18 protein-coding genes are annotated in these 19001 nt (G+C 35.6%); 17 read left to right on the top strand and 1 reads right to left on the bottom strand.

Features of this window, described 5'->3' with window-relative positions:
* Positions 1-171 precede the first annotated feature (171 nt).
* From CYJ57_RS04830 to CYJ57_RS04790, 9 genes are all read left to right on the top strand, one after another.
* Positions 172-375 carry a hypothetical protein gene (locus CYJ57_RS04830; protein ID WP_101954297.1) on the top strand — a complete coding sequence of 68 codons (204 nt, stop codon included), beginning with the start codon at positions 172-174 and terminating at the stop codon, positions 373-375.
* Positions 376-398: 23 nt separating this feature from the next.
* Positions 399-1496, top strand: a complete 1098-nt coding sequence (locus CYJ57_RS04825; protein ID WP_101954296.1) for a tetratricopeptide repeat protein — start codon at positions 399-401, stop codon at positions 1494-1496.
* 1 nt (position 1497) lies between these two features.
* Complete coding sequence (locus CYJ57_RS04820; protein ID WP_101954295.1) at positions 1498-2037, top strand: YpiB family protein; 540 nt, start codon at positions 1498-1500, stop codon at positions 2035-2037.
* Entirely contained in the window at positions 2034-3278 is a 1245-nt protein-coding gene (locus CYJ57_RS04815) for a CCA tRNA nucleotidyltransferase (RefSeq protein ID WP_180764396.1), read from the top strand. The genes CYJ57_RS04820 and CYJ57_RS04815 overlap by 4 nt, the downstream gene beginning before the upstream one ends.
* On the top strand, positions 3268-5778 hold the full coding sequence (locus tag CYJ57_RS04810; protein ID WP_101954293.1) for an exonuclease domain-containing protein: 2511 nt from the start codon (positions 3268-3270) through the stop codon (positions 5776-5778). The genes CYJ57_RS04815 and CYJ57_RS04810 overlap by 11 nt, the downstream gene beginning before the upstream one ends.
* A gap of 72 nt (positions 5779-5850) precedes the next feature.
* Entirely contained in the window at positions 5851-6327 is a 477-nt protein-coding gene (locus tag CYJ57_RS04805) for a hypothetical protein (RefSeq protein WP_101954292.1), read from the top strand.
* A gap of 15 nt (positions 6328-6342) precedes the next feature.
* The gene (gene asnS, locus CYJ57_RS04800) at positions 6343-7641 is read left to right on the top strand and encodes an asparagine--tRNA ligase (protein ID WP_101954291.1); all 1299 of its coding nucleotides are present in this window, start codon (positions 6343-6345) and stop codon (positions 7639-7641) included.
* Positions 7642-7680: 39 nt separating this feature from the next.
* Positions 7681-8391 (top strand): DnaD domain-containing protein, encoded by a 711-nt coding sequence (locus CYJ57_RS04795; protein ID WP_006701311.1) that lies wholly within the window; start codon positions 7681-7683, stop codon positions 8389-8391.
* Positions 8392-8403: 12 nt separating this feature from the next.
* Entirely contained in the window at positions 8404-9081 is a 678-nt protein-coding gene (locus tag CYJ57_RS04790; RefSeq protein WP_101954290.1) for a hypothetical protein, read from the top strand.
* Positions 9082-9137: 56 nt separating this feature from the next.
* Here the strand turns inward: CYJ57_RS04790 and recU are convergent, their stop codons facing one another.
* Positions 9138-9737 (bottom strand): Holliday junction resolvase RecU, encoded by a 600-nt coding sequence (gene recU / locus CYJ57_RS04785; protein WP_101954289.1) that lies wholly within the window; start codon positions 9735-9737, stop codon positions 9138-9140.
* 138 nt (positions 9738-9875) lie between these two features.
* Here recU and tig point away from each other — a divergent pair, with 138 nt between their 5' ends.
* The 8 genes from tig (at position 9876) to pepT (ending at position 19000) form a co-directional block, all read left to right on the top strand.
* Positions 9876-11159, top strand: a complete 1284-nt coding sequence (gene tig, locus CYJ57_RS04780) for a trigger factor (protein WP_006701308.1) — start codon at positions 9876-9878, stop codon at positions 11157-11159.
* Between the two features lie 106 nt (positions 11160-11265).
* The gene (gene clpX, locus CYJ57_RS04775) at positions 11266-12510 is read left to right on the top strand and encodes an ATP-dependent Clp protease ATP-binding subunit ClpX (RefSeq protein ID WP_101954288.1); all 1245 of its coding nucleotides are present in this window, start codon (positions 11266-11268) and stop codon (positions 12508-12510) included.
* Positions 12511-12521: 11 nt separating this feature from the next.
* Positions 12522-13106: a ribosome biogenesis GTP-binding protein YihA/YsxC gene (gene yihA, locus CYJ57_RS04770; protein ID WP_101954287.1), complete on the top strand. Its 585-nt coding sequence runs from the start codon at positions 12522-12524 to the stop codon at positions 13104-13106.
* Positions 13107-13147: 41 nt separating this feature from the next.
* Positions 13148-14971: a DNA primase gene (gene dnaG, locus CYJ57_RS04765; RefSeq protein ID WP_101954286.1), complete on the top strand. Its 1824-nt coding sequence runs from the start codon at positions 13148-13150 to the stop codon at positions 14969-14971.
* Positions 14972-14987: 16 nt separating this feature from the next.
* Positions 14988-16145 (top strand): RNA polymerase sigma factor RpoD, encoded by a 1158-nt coding sequence (gene rpoD, locus CYJ57_RS04760; RefSeq protein ID WP_006701304.1) that lies wholly within the window; start codon positions 14988-14990, stop codon positions 16143-16145.
* An 89-nt stretch (positions 16146-16234) separates the two neighbouring features.
* The gene (locus tag CYJ57_RS04755; RefSeq protein ID WP_101954285.1) at positions 16235-16945 is read left to right on the top strand and encodes a tRNA (adenine(22)-N(1))-methyltransferase; all 711 of its coding nucleotides are present in this window, start codon (positions 16235-16237) and stop codon (positions 16943-16945) included.
* A complete protein-coding gene (locus CYJ57_RS04750; protein WP_006701302.1) occupies positions 16945-17757 on the top strand; it encodes a Nif3-like dinuclear metal center hexameric protein in 813 nt (270 codons plus the stop codon). The genes CYJ57_RS04755 and CYJ57_RS04750 overlap by 1 nt, the downstream gene beginning before the upstream one ends.
* Before the next feature lie 7 nt (positions 17758-17764).
* Positions 17765-19000: a peptidase T gene (pepT, locus tag CYJ57_RS04745; protein WP_101954284.1), complete on the top strand. Its 1236-nt coding sequence runs from the start codon at positions 17765-17767 to the stop codon at positions 18998-19000.
* Position 19001 lies beyond the last annotated feature (1 nt).

The raw sequence follows: 19001 nt of genomic DNA, 5'->3' as shown, positions 1-19001 counted from the left end.
TTTTCTTCTCCTAGGGGAAGAAGTAAAGAGATTTTAAGTTCATCGAATCATGTAACAGAAAGTGTTGCATTTAACTTTACAACTCAAGATATTTAAAAATTTAATCGAATGTTCGTCTTTTGAGTGTTTTTGTAAATGGCTATATAGTATAATATAAATGGAGGTGGTAATATGAAAACCCTGTTGGAAGATATTATTGAGTCGAATGCGTTAGATGAATCATCAAAACGCAATGAATTTATAAGGTATTATCGTCAGAATACGCAGTTACGTAAACAAGTACGGGATTACCTTGTAATACATCAGTATCTTAATCCAGAAAAATGTTTAGATTTAGCACAACTTGCTTATCAAGCATACCCATCAAAAAAATAATTTATAATATCTGTCAATGTTTATTGACGCTTGAAAATTATGCAGAGATTGAAAATTACTGGCTTTCAAAATTATTTGCCCCAGCCAATCAGCCACCCATTTTAAAATATCGACTCGTAGAATATGAGTTATATCTTAAACAGCTTCAATACGAAAAAGCTATTCAAGTTTTAATAAAAAGCATCAATGATTATCCCAATAACTTTTCAATCAAATTAGAATTAGCACAATTATACGACAGGATGGGTGATTACAAACAATCAGTGATTTGTTACACTCAACTTTTGATCAATTCGCCAAAACAAAAATTTATTTACCAAAAATTATTAAATTTTGCAGCAGATACTCTTACTTCGTCCTTTTCTTTAAATGAGTTGTTATTAAATCACCCATTAATAAAAAATGTCAATCATCCAACCGATATCTTAAATCTCGCAAAAATTTATTACTTACAACATCAGTATGATAATGGTTTGTTAACTTTAAATCGATTGATCACTAAGGATCATTCACTTGAGGTAGAGTTGTTGAAGCATCAACTCTTGAATGGTAAAGCATTAAAACCAAACCCGGAACTACTTTTAGAAGCCATCGAGCCTAATGATTATCAGTATTCAAAACTTATAATTGAGGTGGCAACTTATTTTGAATATATCTCTTTTGACCATCCTGATTTTATTCCCATCTTACTAAAGAGTTATCAAGTTGCGAATTCAGATAGCTTAGCTTATCAAATTGCGAGTCACTTAATCCATTTATGTTGTCGACTTAAAAAGCCAAAGGACGGTTTACACTATTTACGCTGTATGGATGATGGCAGCATGCCTGAAGGAACTTTTGATTATCTTTATGGTATACTTTACCAAGCTTTTGATCATCCAAATATTGAACAAACCGCAGAATATTTTAACAATGCAATCAATCAACAAACACCACATCAAGATGCAGTGTTACGATTAGTGAATTGCTACCAAAAACTTGAAATATATGATAAAGTACTTGAAACAATTGACCGTTATCGTCTAACTTATTATGATCGACTTGAATTTGAACGGATTTATGAAGATATTTTGAATCAAATGCAGTATACTAAAAGATGTACCAGCGAAAAGGGGGGATAGAATGGCGTCAAATGAAAATAAACGTCAATTTATTGAATGGCTCATTAAAAATTTCAAGCATGTACACCCAACGGTAAATTTCTTAATGAAATATTTGGCTTCTCATCCAGAATTATTGGATCGGATTGAATTTTCAGATGCATCGAAATATGCCCCAAATGGCTTATTTATCTCATATCAGGAAAATCCAATGAACCCGTTTGTCTATTACAAAGGGCCCCATAAATATACGGATAGTAATCAAGCATTCCATGATATTCGGTTAAATCAGTTACGGGATGATATTACCTATTATATTGAACTCGATATACCTAATTATTATCAGGAAGTTTTTTCATTTGATATTTATAAAAATAATCCATATATCCCAGCAGAAGATCATCAACTGGATCAACTCGATCATTATTTATCGCAATTAAGTTCTCAGACTAAGTTAAAAGATTTAGAACAACAATTTGATCAGGCAATCGAACGTTCTTCTTTCGAAGAGGCGGAAGTATTACTGAAACAAATCCATGCCATAAGGGGTGAATTATCGTGAAATTAACGCTAAATCATCCTTTATTTCAAAGTGCATTGCCACTTATTCAACAAATTGAGTCTCATGGTTATGAGGCTTATTTTATTGGTGGCTGTGTGCGGGATACATTGTTAAATCGCCCAATTAATGATATTGATATTGCGACCAGTGCGTTTCCGCAAGAGATTGCAGAAATATTTTCGCATACCGTTGACGTAGGCATCGAACATGGGACGATTGGAATCGTCTATCATGGTGAATTGTATGAAGTTACTACCTTTCGAAGCGAATCAACGTATACGGATCACCGTCGTCCGGATGAAGTAACTTTTATCCGAAGTTTGGAAGAAGACACCTTAAGACGTGACTTCACGATTAATGCATTAGCATTTGATGGACAGGGGAATCTGTACGATTATCATGGTGGATTAGATGATCTTCAGCAAAAAATAATTCGTTGTGTGGGGCAACCTTATGAACGATTTAATGAAGATGCGCTTCGAATGATGCGAGCTATCCGTTTTGCCAGTCAATTAGGTTTTAAGATTGAAGATAATACACTGCTAGCCATTGAATCGTTAAGTCCAAGTTTAGCGCATATTGCGATCGAACGAATTCGGATTGAGTTTATTAAGTTTTTAGAAGGGGATTATTTTACGCAAACTGCGCATTTGCTAGAAACAACACACTTATCAGCTCAATTACCTGGATTCAATCAGGTCAATGTAAAACGATTACTCGATCGACTAATTGAAAAAGTAGAACCTCTCCTAACACCAAGATCTCAATACCGCGAACTCATCTGGGCTTTTATTACACAGTTATTGGGATATAGTGAACAGGAGACGATGCGCTATTTGAAAGATTGGACACATAGTAATGATTTTATTCGTCTAGTTCTTCAAATCCGTGAATTCCTAGATTTGATACAAAAGAATCAAGTGACTGCAATGGCAATCTATACGCTTGATACGGGTGTGATTCGACAAGTTCAAGATTATCTTGATGCACATCATCTAAGTGTAGAAAATTATCTTTTACAAAAAGAGCAATTGCCCATCCAAACACGTAAAGAATTAGCAATCGATGGTAAGCGTTTGATGGACATGTTTAATTTGAATCGTGGAGGACCGATGATTGGCGATATATTAGCCAACCTTGAAATGCGCGTTATTAATAGACAACTTGAAAATAAAAGCCGAGTACTTGAAGATTATGTAAGACAACATTATTCAGTAGTAGGTGATATGAATGTCAAATAAATATCCACGAATTGCGATTGTTGATTTAGAGGCAACCGGCCCCAATATTGAAGATGGAGATGAAATTATTCAGCTTGCCGCTTTAATTATTGAAAACAATCAGGTCGTTGAAGAACATTCCCAAACCATAAACCCTGGACGCTCGATTCCTGAACCCATTCAAAAGCTAACAGGAATTACGGACCAAGATGTAGCAGGGTGTCCATCCTTTGAAGAGATTGCTAAAGAATGGTATGACTTACTGTACGACTGTTATTTTGTGGCTCATAATACAGCATTTGATTTAAAAGTATTGCAAGAAGAATTTGCGAAATATCATTTAACGTTTAATCCGAAATCAATCGATACCGTAAAATTGTCTAAAATATTTTTACCTGAAGCTAAGGGATTTAACTTAATGGAATTATCGATGGAATTAGGGATTCCATTCACAGATGCTCATCAAGCCATTGAAGATGCAAGAATGACACGGTATTTAATAACAGAGCTTGCGCAAAGATGTCTTAACCTTGAGCCTACTGAAAGATCAATATTACAATCAATTACCCAAAAAATTGATTTTGGTACCAGTTTTTTCGTGAGTGAACCTGAGCACTTTATCATTAAACCAAATTTAGAAGTTACACAACTGCCTGAGTTAGAGCCAACAGAATCTTTAGATATTATTCATCATGATGCGTTGTCGTCATCGAAAGTTGATTATATTCTGAATCAATGGAATCAAAATCCGCATTCCATTTTAGAAGATCCAATTCGACCCATCGACACAGCTACATTGATGACATTGATTGATCGATTTTTGGAACATCAAGCAACAATCATCGTGACAGAACAAGAATCAACCCAATTAAAAATTAAGATGATTGCGTGTCACCAGCAATGTAATGTTGTCCATTTAAGACATCCACGAAGATATCTTTGTCGAGAACAATTAATAAAGTTGGTACATCTGTTAGATCAAATCAAAATTAATTCACATGATCTCACGATTGTAGCTGCTACCTACTATTGGCAAACGACACGAACCATATTAGATCTTACAACGTTGAATCAAGAACTGGATATCGTTGGTGTGTTACAACGTTACCATAAGAGTGAATCCTCAATTTTTTCTAATTCGTACTACGATGCGATTGAAAAAGCCAAAAAAGCAGACATTATTATGATGACACCCGTTGATTTTCATTTTTTATTTAGTAGCCCATCAGATTTATATGAATCATTTATGGATCGTTCTGTAATTATTTTAGATGCTTTCGACTATTTTAATTCGATTTCTGATTATTCAGAACTGAAATTACCCATCAGTGAAGGTTTAACTTTGTGGTCTCGTTGGCTCCATTTGTTTTCAGAAGCGGGGCTAGATTATAGTTATCAATTATTAGATCAATTAATCCAATCTGGATATCAATTGACAGATTCGCTTATTAGAGTCTTAAAGCAATTCGATTCAAGTTCGAAACAGCAAGAATCAGTGAGCTTAACGATTGATGCTACAGATCACTTGGTAGAAAAAATTCATCAGACAGTTCAGAGGATGGTCCGAATCGTTAATGAGCTTATTCAGCTTGATAGTCTTTCAATAATAGATCAAGATGCCAACGAAGTGATTAATCAATGGCAACAACGATTAACTGGTTTTATCATGAAGGATTCTAATCAGTTGTTGTATTTAACAGCGACTCGAATTCGAAATGAGTTTTATCGCTTAGTTTTACGAAAGAAACCTCTCATTCTCCAGTCCAAATATTTAAAATATTTGAACCAATTCAACCAAGTATTGTTAATTAGTTTGGGGGGATATCAAGATTATCAACAACAACGGGGATACCATCGCTGGGTTGATCTCGATGGTTTCGATTACTTGAAGCTTCCGCTCTCATTCTATCCACCAGGGGTGCGTGTCTCACTTCCAATCGAATATTTAGCAAGAGTGCAAGACATAGAACGAATGGAAGACTTAGCAGAATATATGAGTAAGCATCTTATGGATCATGCAACAATCATCATTATTGTTAGTAATAAACAACAAGCGAAATCTTTATATCATATATTGATGGATCGACCTTCTCTGGATTCCTATTTAATCCAAGCTCAGTCCGTTACGAGTAATCGACATAAAATTCGTCGGCGAATGATCGAGCAAGATAAAAATATTATTATTCTAACGCGCAAAGGATTCTTAAGTGAAGAATGGCAGCAGTTCAATCATGAGGGTGTAATTATCTTATTTAATCTTCCATTTGTAGCAATGAATCATGTTTGGTTACAAGGTCAAATATCGCTATTTAATGCACAACACCCAAATCAAAATTATGATAATTTCAAAGCGGTACAACTACCTCAAATGATCCTAAATATGAAAAGATTATTGATGCGGTTCAATGAAGACTACCCTGAGTATGCTATTTATTTATGGGATCAACGAATTATGACTAAAGAGTACAGCCAAACAGTCTTTGCCCAGTTAAATAAATTAGCTCAATTTGAAATTGAATAGAGGAATAATAGGTTTATCTTCTGCCAGTTTATGGTATTATTATGTTGTTATACTAAAAGGAGGGCAATCATTTTGAGTCAAAAATGGATTCCTGTTACATCCATGATACTCTTGTCATTAATGATGTTTTTTATTTTCATTTATGCAAGTAGTGTCAGCAGATTAGCACAAGCTGAAGTGGAAGCAAAGGATATTATTGAAGTTGATTATCCGATTGAACAAGTCCATCAATTTAATATGGTTACGATGAAAGAATCGTATTTTTCTATGTTCTTTACCGATAATGAAGGAGTAGAACGGTATGCCATTATTAAACAAGATGGGGGCGATACGGATTATTATACGAACGAAGATATTATCTCACGCGAAGATGCCATTGGAATTACAAAATATGATAATGAGATTGATAAGGTTATGCAGGCTCGTCTAGGAAAAATGGATAATCGACCTGTTTGGGAAGTTACTTTTAAAGATCAATCTGGTATTATGTCATATTATTATTTGGATGCGACCGATGGGGAATGGATTCAAACGATTGCGAATTTATAAGAAAGAGGAATAAAGATGGATATCATTACAATGAATCAAGCTAAAGATTACGTTGATCAAACTGTGACCGTAAAAGCTTGGGTTACAAATACAAGAAACAGTGGTAAAATCGCTTTTATTCAATTAAGAGACGGAACAGCTTACTTCCAAGGTGTCGTTTTAAAATCAGATGTAAGTGAAGAAGTTTTTGACATTACAAAACATCTTTCTCAAGAAAGTAGTGTCGAATTAACTGGGGTTGTTCAAGAGGATACCCGTTCAAGTCTGGGGTACGAATTATTAGTTAAAGATATTAAAGTATTAGGTGAAAGTCACGATTATCCGATTACACCGAAAGAACATGGAACTGATTTCTTAATGGATCACCGTCACTTATGGTTAAGAACGTCAAGACAACATGCGATTATGTTAATCCGTAACGAAATTATTCGCGCAACGTTTGAATTCTTTAATGACCGTGGATTTATTAAGATTGATCCACCGATTTTAACAGGCAGTGCACCAGAAGGAACGACTGAATTATTCCATACAGAATATTTTGATGAAGAAGCTTACTTATCACAAAGTGGTCAACTTTATCTAGAAGCTGCAGCAATGGCTTTTGGCAAAGTATTTTCTTTCGGACCGACTTTCCGTGCGGAAAAATCTAAGACACGTCGCCATTTAATTGAGTTCTGGATGATGGAACCTGAGATGGCCCATACAGATCATGAGCAAAGTTTAAAAGTTCAAGAAGAATACGTAGCATACTTAGTGCGTAATGTCATCGATCATTGTCCTCAAGCCTTAGAGCGTTTAGGCCGTGATGTATCCTTACTTGAAAAATATACTGAAACACCATATCCACGAATTTCATATACCGATGCGATTACTTTATTAAATAATAATGGTTTTGATGATATTGAGTGGGGTGATGACTTTGGATCACCGCATGAAACGTTTATCGCAAGCCAATACGAACAACCCATCTTTATCGTAAATTATCCAAAATCAATTAAGCCATTCTATATGAAGGTAAATCCGGAAGACCCACGCACTGTTCTATGTGCAGACATGATTGCACCTGAGGGATATGGTGAAATTATTGGCGGATCGCAGCGTGAAGATAATTACGAAATTATGAAACAAAATATTATTGATTTCAATTTAGACTTAGACGCTTACGCTTGGTACTTAGATACGAATAAATATGGTGCAGTAGTCCATAGTGGTTTTGGAATGGGATTAGAGCGTTGTGTAGCTTGGTTAAGTGGTATTGAACATATTCGAGAAACTTCACCATTCCCACGTCTATTGAATCGCCTATACCCATAATTTGAGAGAATGAATCATTAAAGGAAGGAGGGGACGTTAATGTATGAATCATTTTATGATTGGTATAAAGATGGATTTACGAGTATTCCGAATTATTTATTCAATCATTATCATGAATTTGATATTTCAAGTGATGAAATGGTAATTCTTCTTTATATTTTATCGCAAATATCTCAAGGGAATCGGGTTGAAGATATCCAAAGGATAAGTCAGCACTTGGGCTGGAGCGACCATCTTGTGTTAGAGACGATTAATCAATTAGTCCAGAAAGACTATATGGAAATTGAACTTGTTGAAAATGATTATGGAAAAAAGACGGATCATTACACGATACGTCCTCTCTTTGCTAAGTTAGAAGTAACAAGAACTGCAGAACCTTCTGCTGATACCCAAAGTAATACGAACGAAAAATCACTTTATCAAATCTTTGAGCTTGAATTTGGTCGACCTTTATCGCCCATCGAGATTGAATATTTACAAAATTGGCTAGTCAAAGATGGATACGATGAAGATTTGATTATTGTTGCCTTAAGACAAGCTGTGTTAAACCGAGCGTATAATTTGAAATATATCGATCGTATTTTACTCAATTGGTCCAAAAAGAACATTCTAACTGCCCAAGAAGCAGAACGAGAAATTGAACAATTTGAACGAAATCGAACTCAAACAACCGATGTATCTCAACAATCCAAACAATACGAACATATCCAGATACCGATGGATTATTGGAATTCATCGTCATCTTCATAGCGGAGGATACCAATGTATCAAAAATGGCTAGCAATGGAACAATTTTATTATCATGATTTGTGGATACGAGTAATTTTATCTTGTATCGCAGCCGTGATTTTATTTGCTTCTATTTCTTATTACAAAAAACGAATCGTACAATTTTATATTTTTATCTCAATACTTCTAATTGGCTACACGGTTGTATTTGCCAGAAATGGTTATCAGCAATATGGAGAAATGATTGAAACTTCTTTTTTAACAAATCCAGGAACACGAGATTACCAAAAGAAAATTTTTAATGATTTTGCCTACGGTTCCGTAGAGCGAAGTTTTTATCGGAGTAGTTATTTATATAATTCCTACCATCGATTACCGATGTATAATGAAAACGAACTTCAGCAATCGAATGTGACCTATCGGGGAACGGATGGCCAATATTATTATTTTGAATATGATAATGGGATTATTTATTACGTTGGGAATCGGTTTGTTGAATTCCTATCCACGGATGAAACATATCGTATCGGTGCTTATTTTACATTAACAGATAGTCAATTTGAGCAAATTGGGTTTGTACCAGAGTCGCGAAAATATTTTAGATACTATGCTGTCCCTGAAAAAATGAAAGGTTTAACTATTGATGATGAAATAAAATCCAAAGCAATCTATCAATCCCGTGATAATATTTCAGGGTGGTTAACGCCTTAAAAATGAAAAAATCTGTAACGTCTGAGCGATTACAGATTTTTTTTAATGCATTCAATTTAATTTTCAGAAGAAGTACCGCTAGCTAACCAATCATCGACTGCTTTAAGATAATCGATGGGTGGATTATATGAAATCGGGCAAAGATAGCCATTTTCATGAAAAAAATCATATGGAATACTTTTACGCTGGGTATTTTTAATAAAGTCATATGCAGTGACAAAAGGTAACAAGTACACTTCATTGACTTGCTTAAAAAAGACGAGCAGGAAAATTATCCCACATTGTTTAACGCATTGTTGCATATGTTGAACTTGATGTTCAGGTAAGTTGGCCAAGGGAAATCTCAAATGATTGGTTTCTTTTGCTTCAAAATCAATGTATTTTCCTTGATAGACACCATTATAGTCAGTAGTTGAAGCTCGACGATAATATGCTTCCGTAATGCGTGCAGCGCTGCGACGAGGGTAATCTACCTTAACAACTTGAATGGGGGTAGGCTTTTTATGGATGACAGCAAGATTACGTTGTAAATAGTATGTATTACTTTGATTGAGCATTTCTTCCAGAGACATCCCGCGATTGCCATAGCGTATTCGCTGATTTAAATTATTAGGGGAGGATGTTTTCGGTCCATGCCCGGATGGATATTGGATCATTCAATCATTCCTCTTCTTAAAAATATTAAACAAATATTGATTTTGTCTATATTATAGTCCACTTATGTTTACAAATACAATAAAATCATATAAAATAATAGAGTATGTACTAAACAAGATAAATTTCGGAGGTTATATATGACTGCAAAATTTGAAAAAACATCAACGAATGAAGGAACATTAACATTTGAATTACCGATTGAGGCCGTTAACACTGCCCTTGACAGCGCATTTAAAAAGGCTCGTAAAAACATCAATGTACCTGGATTTCGTAAGGGCAAAGTGCCACGTCAAATCTTTAATAATCTATATGGTGAAGAAGCATTATACGACGACGTGCTTAATGCATTAATTCCATCAGCCTATGCAGAAGCTCTTGAAGAAGTAGAAGTAGATGCAGTAGGACAACCTAAATTTGATATTGAATCATTAGAAAAAGGGAAGCCTTGGGTTATTAAAGCACAAGTTCAAACAAAACCTGCGGTTAAATTAGGGGACTATAAAGGCTTAACCGTTGAAAAACAAGATCGTGAATTAACCGACGATGAAGTAAATCAATATATCGAGACACGTCGTGAAAGTTTAGCTGAACTTGTAGTTAAGGAAGATGCCGCTGAGTCAGGAGACACGGTTGTCATCGATTATGAAGGTTTCGTTGATGAAGTTGCATTTGATGGTGGTAAAGATGAAAATTATTCACTTGAATTAGGATCTGGCCAATTTATTCCTGGATTTGAAGACCAATTAATTGGTGCAAAACCTGGCGAAGATGTGGAAGTCAAGGTTACTTTCCCTGAACAATACCACGCTGAAGATTTAGCTGGTAAGGAAGCTATCTTCAAAGTAAAAGTGCATGAAGTTAAGACAAAACAACTTCCAGAATTAGATGATGAATTCGCGAAAGATATCGATGATGAAGTTGAATCATTTAAAGAATGGGAAGAGAAAGTTCGTCAAGAACTTCAAGAATCAAAAGAAGAAGCTGCCAAAGAAGTCGTTGAAGATTTAGCACTTCGTCAAGCTGTTGAGAATGCTGAAATTGATGGAGGTATTCCACAAGCAATGATTGACGAAGAAATCAATCGTCAAGTAGAATACTTCTTGAATAATTTAAGTCGTCAAGGCATTAATCCAGAAATGTACTACCAAATTACTGGATCAACTGAGGAAGATTTACGTAATCAATTTGCTGAAGAGGCTGAATTACGTACTAAGACGAACTTAGTCCTCGAAGAAATTGTGAACGTTGAAGAATTAGATGTCAACGAAGACGAAATTAACGAAGAAATTGAAAGCTTAGCAGCTCAATATGGTATGGAAACAAGCAAAGTTCGTCAATTTGTAACAGAAGAAATGCTATCAAATGATATCAAGATGAAGAAAGCAATGAATTTAATTATTGATTCTGTTGAAGAAAAATAATTAAAGGCAATTGTAATATAGATAAGGGGATGCAAAAGTCAATTAAACGATGACTTTATTGCGTCCTCTTTTATATCTATCAATTTGGAAAGGAGTTCTTTATTATATGAGCCGAAACATACATGATCAAGAAGAATTTTTTTGTTCTTTTTGTGGAAAATCTCAAGATGAAGTTAATAAAATCGTAGCCGGCCCAGATGTCTATATTTGTGATGAATGCGTGGAATTATGTCGAATGATTATTAAAGAAGATATTAATCAAAATTATTCATCAACTGAAATTACGATTCATACACCACATGAAATCAAGGCAATTTTAGATGAATACGTGATTGGTCAAGAACAAGCGAAAAAAACTTTAGCTGTCGCAGTCTACAATCATTATAAGCGCATTCAGCAAGAAGTTGATGACGATGGTGTCGAATTACAAAAAACAAATATCGCTCTGATTGGGCCAACTGGCTCAGGAAAGACCTTTTTAGCTCAGACTTTAGCACGTATTTTAAATGTTCCATTTGCAATTGCTGATGCAACCACGTTAACCGAAGCAGGTTATGTTGGAGAGGACGTAGAAAATGTTCTACTAAAACTTGTTCAAGCAGCAGACTATGATATTGACATGGCGGAAAAAGGAATTATTTATATTGATGAAATCGATAAAATTTCTCGTAAAAGTGAAAATGTTTCGATTACTCGAGATGTCAGTGGTGAAGGAGTCCAACAAGCTTTGCTTAAAATTCTTGAGGGGACAGAGGCGAATATCCCGCCTCAAGGTGGTAGAAAACATCCGAATCAAGAGTTTATTAAACTGGATACTTCAAATATTTTATTTATTGTTGGAGGTGCCTTTGCGGGTATCGAAACAATTGTTAAAGAACGGTTAGGAAGCAAAGTGATTGGTTTTGGTTCTAACTCAGGACACTTAGATCCAGATAAGAGTCTCATGCAACAAGTGACGTCAGAAGACTTACTTAAATTTGGATTAATCCCAGAATTTATTGGTCGAATCCCCTTAACAGCCGCCCTTGAACAGTTAACAGTCGATGATCTTGTGAAAATTTTAGTTGAACCAAAAAATGCTTTAGTGAAGCAATATAAAAAGCAACTGGCATTAGATGATGTTGAATTAGAATTTGAACCGGAAGCATTGAAGTTGATTGCTCAAATGGCAAATGAGCGTGGTACAGGTGCACGTGGACTCCGATCAATTATTGAGCATGTGATGCTTGAAGTTATGTATGAAGTCCCGAGTCGTGATGACGTACATAAAATCATTATTACAAAAGAAAATGTCGAAGGAATTTCATTACCTGAATATTATGACGAAAACAATAAAAAACTCTCTTCATAAAGGGGGATCTTATGAAATATCATACAATTGAAATGTTGACCAGTGCGGTATCACCCGCTCAGTATCCGGCGCCAAATTTGCCTGAAATAGCTTTAGCTGGTCGATCCAATGTCGGGAAATCATCCTTTATTAACGCAATGGTCGGGCGACAAGGCGTGGCTCGTACATCAAGTCAACCTGGTAAAACTCAAACATTAAATTTTTATGAAATTGATCACCAATTCCGTTTTGTTGACTTGCCTGGTTATGGTTATGCTCGTGTTTCGAAACGAGAACGCGAACGGTTTAACCAATTTATCTCGGACTATTTACATCAACGTGAGAATCTAGTTGCTTTACTATTATTAATGGATTTTCGTCATCCGCCTACAGTTTTAGACCTTGGCATGAAGGAATTTGCGGATGAACTTGAAATCCCCTACGCGATTGTGACAACAAAAATTGACAAAATTAAACGTAGTCAATATTCAAAACATATTCATTCTTTCGTTCAATTGTTAGATTTACCAAGTGATGAAGCATTATTTTTATTTTCATCGGAAGACCGAACAGGTGCTGCAGACCTTTGGGATGTAGTCTACTCACTAGTTGAGTGATAGTGACTTGAAAAGATTTTTATAATTAAGAAGGGGATCTTATGGCACGTATTCCAAATGAAATCGTGAATCAAATTTTGTCTGAAGTGAATATTGTCGATTTGATTAATTCTTATATTCCATTACAAAAACGAGGAAATAACTATTTATGCGCTTGTCCTTTCCATGAAGATAATAATCCTTCCTTTTCCGTGTCAGAAACAAAACAAATTTTTAAATGCTTTAGTTGCGGACGGGCAGGAAATATTTACAGTTTTATTCAAGAATACGAACACGTTGGCTTTGTCGATGCGGTCATCAAAGCAGCTGAATTTGCTAATATCAAACTACCGGATATAGTAACCCAATCAACGAAGGTAAATCCTAAAATAGAAATTTTATATCAAATTCACCAAAAAGTCGTTGAATTTTATCATTATTATTTAACACAGACACATCACGGGGAGAAAGCGCTAGATTATTTAACACAACGCGGCATAAATGCAGAAACAATTGAACGGTTTAATATCGGGTATGCTCCAAATAATTCTGAGTTGATCTACCAAATATTACAAAATGAAGATTTCACGGATGAACAGTTGATTCAATCTGGGATTTTCTATCAAAATGATCGAAAACAAATGATTGATCGGTTTAAAAATCGATTAATTATTCCATTGAGAGATGAACAAGGGCGAACCATCGCTTTATCGGGTCGCTTGATTGAAGACAATCCATCCTTAGCAAAGTATATTAATTCACCCGAGACAGATATATTTGTGAAAAGTCGCTTTCTATTTAATATGGATTTAGCTCGACAAGCGGTACGACAAAGTGAAGAATTATTAATAACAGAAGGCTATATGGATGTGATTTCATTAAGTCAAGCAGGGTTTCTCAATAGTGTTGCTACGATGGGGACGGCTTTTACCTCAGATCATCTCCGACAAATTAAACGAATCACTCGTCACGTAAAATTAGTTTTTGATGGTGACCGTGCGGGTCAAGATGCGATGAGTCGTGCAATGGATCGTTTAATTGACGAATCATCTCTATCCACAGAAGCGGTAATCATTCCGGAAGGAAGAGATCCCGATGATTGGATTAAGCGCTCTGGAAAGGCTGGTTTTCAGACTCTCTTAGATAAGAGTAAATCATACTATGATTTTAAAAAAGCGTACTTAGCATACTCATATAATTTGTCTTTAGATAATGAAAAAGCCCAATACATCGAGCAACTCATTAAAACGGTGGCGCTCATTCCATCTTCAATCGAACAACAGTTGAGAGTCCAAGAGATTGTTGCAGAATTTCAGTTAAATGAAGCGATTGTCCAAGAGCAATTAACTCGAGCAACGCGATATCATGAAAAGGAAATTAAACAACAATCCCATTCGTCAAAAATAACCAAAACAGATATACCTGCTGAATCTTTTGTGACTTCAAAAATAACGGTCGAATCTAAAAAAGCATATCAGGCAGAACGCACAATTTTATTCAATCTTATCTATCACGAAGCAGCATGGAAATATATCCAGCAACTAGATGAAATACCGATTATGTACCATGATTTAAGTAATCGGGCATTCTTAGCGCTAGATCGATATTATTATGAAGGAAATCATTTTCCCATGACGCAAATTGTCCATCAAATTGATGACGGTGAATTAAATCAGTGGCTTCAAGATATTATGTGGTCAGATGAGGTGTTTGATTTTAATGAACAAGAGATGGCAGATTGTTTTGGAATTTTAAAAAAGGAATTTATCGGTCAAAAAATTGATGAACTACGAACAAAGTTAAAACAAGCCAAACAAGAAAATAATCAAACAACGAGTCAAGAAATTTTCCAACAAATTTTTCTATTAATGAAAGAATATAAATAAGAAGGAGTGGATATGTATGACAAAAGATAAAGCAACATCTTCAGATAAAGGGTCAGAAAAATCTACCAAAGAATTAAAAGTGACGGTAAATCAAGCAACGGAACAAATTATTGCTGAAAAATCTGGACTCGGTCAAATTCATTATGACGAGCTTACAAAACGAATTGCCAGTCCATATGAACTAGATTCAGATCAGATTGATTTGTTAATTCAAAAAATTGAAGATAATGGCATTGCGGTTGTAGGGGACGACGGCGGTCCTACGAAAGCGCAAATGGTTAAAGAAGATGAACGTTCATCGGAACTTCAGGAAGTAGAAGAACCAGACGAAGATCCAACTAAAATGAAAGTTAGCGATCCAGTTCGGATGTATTTGAAGGAAATCGGTCGAGTTGACTTACTAACAGCTGAAGAAGAAGTGGAAATCGCAAAACGAATTGAAGCAGGAGATGAAATAGCTAAACAAGAACTCGCAGAAGCAAACTTGCGTTTAGTTGTTTCGATAGCTAAACGCTATGTCGGACGGGGGCTATCATTTCTTGACTTGATCCAAGAAGGAAATATGGGCCTGATGAAAGCCGTCGAAAAGTTCGATTATCATAAAGGGTTTAAATTCTCGACTTATGCTACTTGGTGGATTCGACAAGCCATTACACGTGCGATTGCCGACCAAGCACGTACGATTCGGATTCCGGTTCATATGGTTGAGACAATTAACAAATTAGTTCGTATTCAACGTACACTATTACAAGAGCTTGGACGAGAACCGACACCTGAAGAAATTGGAGCAGAGATGGATTTACCTGCAGAAAAAGTGCGTGAAATCTTAAAGATTGCTCAAGAGCCTGTCTCACTCGAAACGCCAATCGGTGAAGAGGATGATTCTCATTTAGGAGACTTCATTGAAGATGAAGGAGCTTTAAGTCCCGAAGCATTTACAGCAGGTTCTCTTTTAAGAGAACAGTTAGAGGAAGTTTTAGATACATTAACAGACCGAGAAGAAAATGTTTTAAGATTACGCTTCGGACTGGATGATGGCAATATTCGCACTTTAGAACAAGTTGGAAAAGTATTTGGTGTAACTCGTGAACGCATTCGTCAAATTGAAGCTAAAGCTCTTCGTAAATTACGCCATCCAAGTCGTTCTAAACAATTAAAAGATTTTTTAGAATAATTATTTGACAACATCAAGTAGACTACATCACTTGATGTTGTTTTTTTATCAGGTAAAATAAAGTCATATTATTAATAAAGGATGACGTTATGAATTCAAAACAATTATCTAAGCGGTTGCAATGGATTGCAGATAGTATTATTAAATATGCACCTAAACCAACCCGTTTAGCAGATATCGGTAGTGACCACGCTTATTTACCATCTTACTTAGCTCAAGGAAACTACATCGAGTTTGCTATTGCAGGAGAGGTGGTTAAAGGTCCCTATCAATCAGCCATCCAAGAAGTGAATCAACACCAATTAAATGATCGAATTGATGTAAGATTAGGTGATGGCTATGATGTCATTCATTTTGAGGATAAGATTAATACGGTTAGTATATGCGGGATGGGCGGTGGGCTCATTGTAGATATTTTAACACGAGGACAACAAACCGGTCATCAACCTAAGCTATTAGCACTTCAACCTAATGTGGGCGAAAAAATCGTTCGCCAATGGCTAAAGGATCATCATTATCAAATCATTGATGAATACATTATTGAAGAAAAAGGGCACTTTTATGAGATGATTATCGCCCAATCTAATCCGAATACTAAAATAACTATATCAGACAAAGAATTAATGTTTGGTCCATTTCTTTTACAGGAACGAAATGATACCTTTATCGAAAAATGGCGCAATGAATTAGAGAAAATGAAATATATCTTAACCTCCTTGCAGTTGAGTAAAAAGGGTGACCATACTAAAGAATTAGAAGTCAAACAAACAATTAAAGCAATCGAAGAGGTGATTTCTTAATGGAATTTTTATTATCAAATTTTATCCATCAAATTGAAGCTATTTATCCTTTAGACTTAGCAGAGGAATGGGATCCTGTTGGCTTACATTTTGGAAATTTAAATTCAACTGTTTCTAGAATTATGACTACCTTGGATGTCACTGAATCAGTCGTTGAAGAGGCTATCTCGCAAAATGTCGATACGATTGTAGCACATCATCCATTGATTTTTTCATCGATTAAACGTTTAGACGATGGACAAATGAATATCGAATTGTATCGGACGCTTTTATCAAATCGTATCAATGTTTATGCAATGCATACGAATGTAGATCGTCAGCAAAATGGAATGAATGACTGGTTAGCGAACCGACTAGGATTAATCAATGTAAGAGACTTAGCTAATCAACCTCTCAATACAGAAATGACTCCAGAACTAGGAAGAGTAGGAGACCTTCCAGAAGCATTATCCCATAATGAATTATATCAACATATTTTAAAACAACTTGGCGCACCTTACTTACAAGTTGTAAATCCGTCTACCGATTTATATCACCGCATTGCAATCGTAGGTGGCTCTGCTTATGAATCAATTGAAGCTGCAATAAAATGTGGTGCGGATGCATTTATTACAGGAGATGTGACTTATCATAAAGTATTAGAAGCTTCAACACTACCGATTACAACGATTGATGCAGGTCATTTTATTGAACAGTGTTTTATTAAAGAAATGGCTCAAATACTCCATCATCTTGTTCCTGAACATGTTACAATAATAGAGAGTCAAACAAATCGGGACCCTCGTCAACTTATAATCAGAAAGGATGTCTAATTTTATTATGGATTTATTTGCTAAAACTCAAGAGAGACTAATTCGTTACGCTAAGATTAATACTTGTTCCGATGAAAGCTCGCCAACGATTCCTTCCACGGAGATTCAATTCGATTTATTGAATCTATTAGTAGAAGAATTGAAAGAAATCGGGATGTCAGAAGTCGAATTGAATCCAGAGAATGCTTTTGTCACAGCAACGTTACCATCAAATGTTGAACACGACGTTCCAACGATTGGTTTTATTGCCCATGTTGATACAGCTGATTTTAATTCAGAAAATGTTACACCGCTAATTCATGAAAACTACGACGGATCAACGGTTGTTTTAAATGAAGCAGAAAATATTGTTATGACACCAGAAGACTTCCCAAGTTTGAAAAATTATCTGGGGCAAACATTGATTACAACAGATGGAACTACCTTACTAGGTGCAGATGATAAATCAGGAATTGCTGAAATTATGACCGCAATGGAGTATTTCATTCAACATCCGGAAATTCCGCATGGAAAAGTTCGAGTTGCTTTTGGTCCAGATGAGGAAATAGGACGAGGCGCTGATCATTTTGATGCAGAAGGATTTGGTGCAGATTTTGCCTATACAATGGATGGGGGTCCACTCGGAGAACTGCAATATGAAAGCTTTAACGCTGCTCAAGCGGAATTAACAATAACAGGTCGAAACATCCATCCAGGTACCGCCAAAGGAAAAATGATCAATGCGATTACGATTGCGAATGAATTTATGAATGGCTTACCACAAGAAGAGGTTCCTGAATATACAAGTGATCGTGAAGGATTTTATCATGTGTTGTTACTCGAAGGCTCTGTAGATGAAGCGCAAGTTAAGTTAATTATTCGTGACTTTGATCGAACATCATTTGAAGCACGTAAAGAACATGTCAAACAACTAGTAGAATCAATTAATGGTCAATATCCTACTCAACCGATTGCGTTAAATCAATTTGATCAATACTATAATATGGCAGAAGTCATCGAAAAAGATATGGCACCGGTAAATTTAGCGAAAGCAGCCATGGAAAAAGCCAATATCACCCCAGATATTAAACCAATTCGAGGTGGTACCGATGGCTCAAAAATTAGCTTTATGGGGATTCCAACGCCAAACATTTTTGCGGGCGGCGAGAATATGCATGGACGCTATGAGTATGTAGCCGTTGAAGTAATGGTGAAAGCCACAGAAACAATTTTAAATATCATTGAGTTAAACGCCAAAGCTTAAA

Source organism: Falseniella ignava (assembly GCF_002847645.1).
Lineage (GTDB): Bacteria > Bacillota > Bacilli > Lactobacillales > Aerococcaceae > Falseniella > Falseniella ignava.
This window is presented reverse-complemented; position numbering and strand designations above follow the sequence as displayed.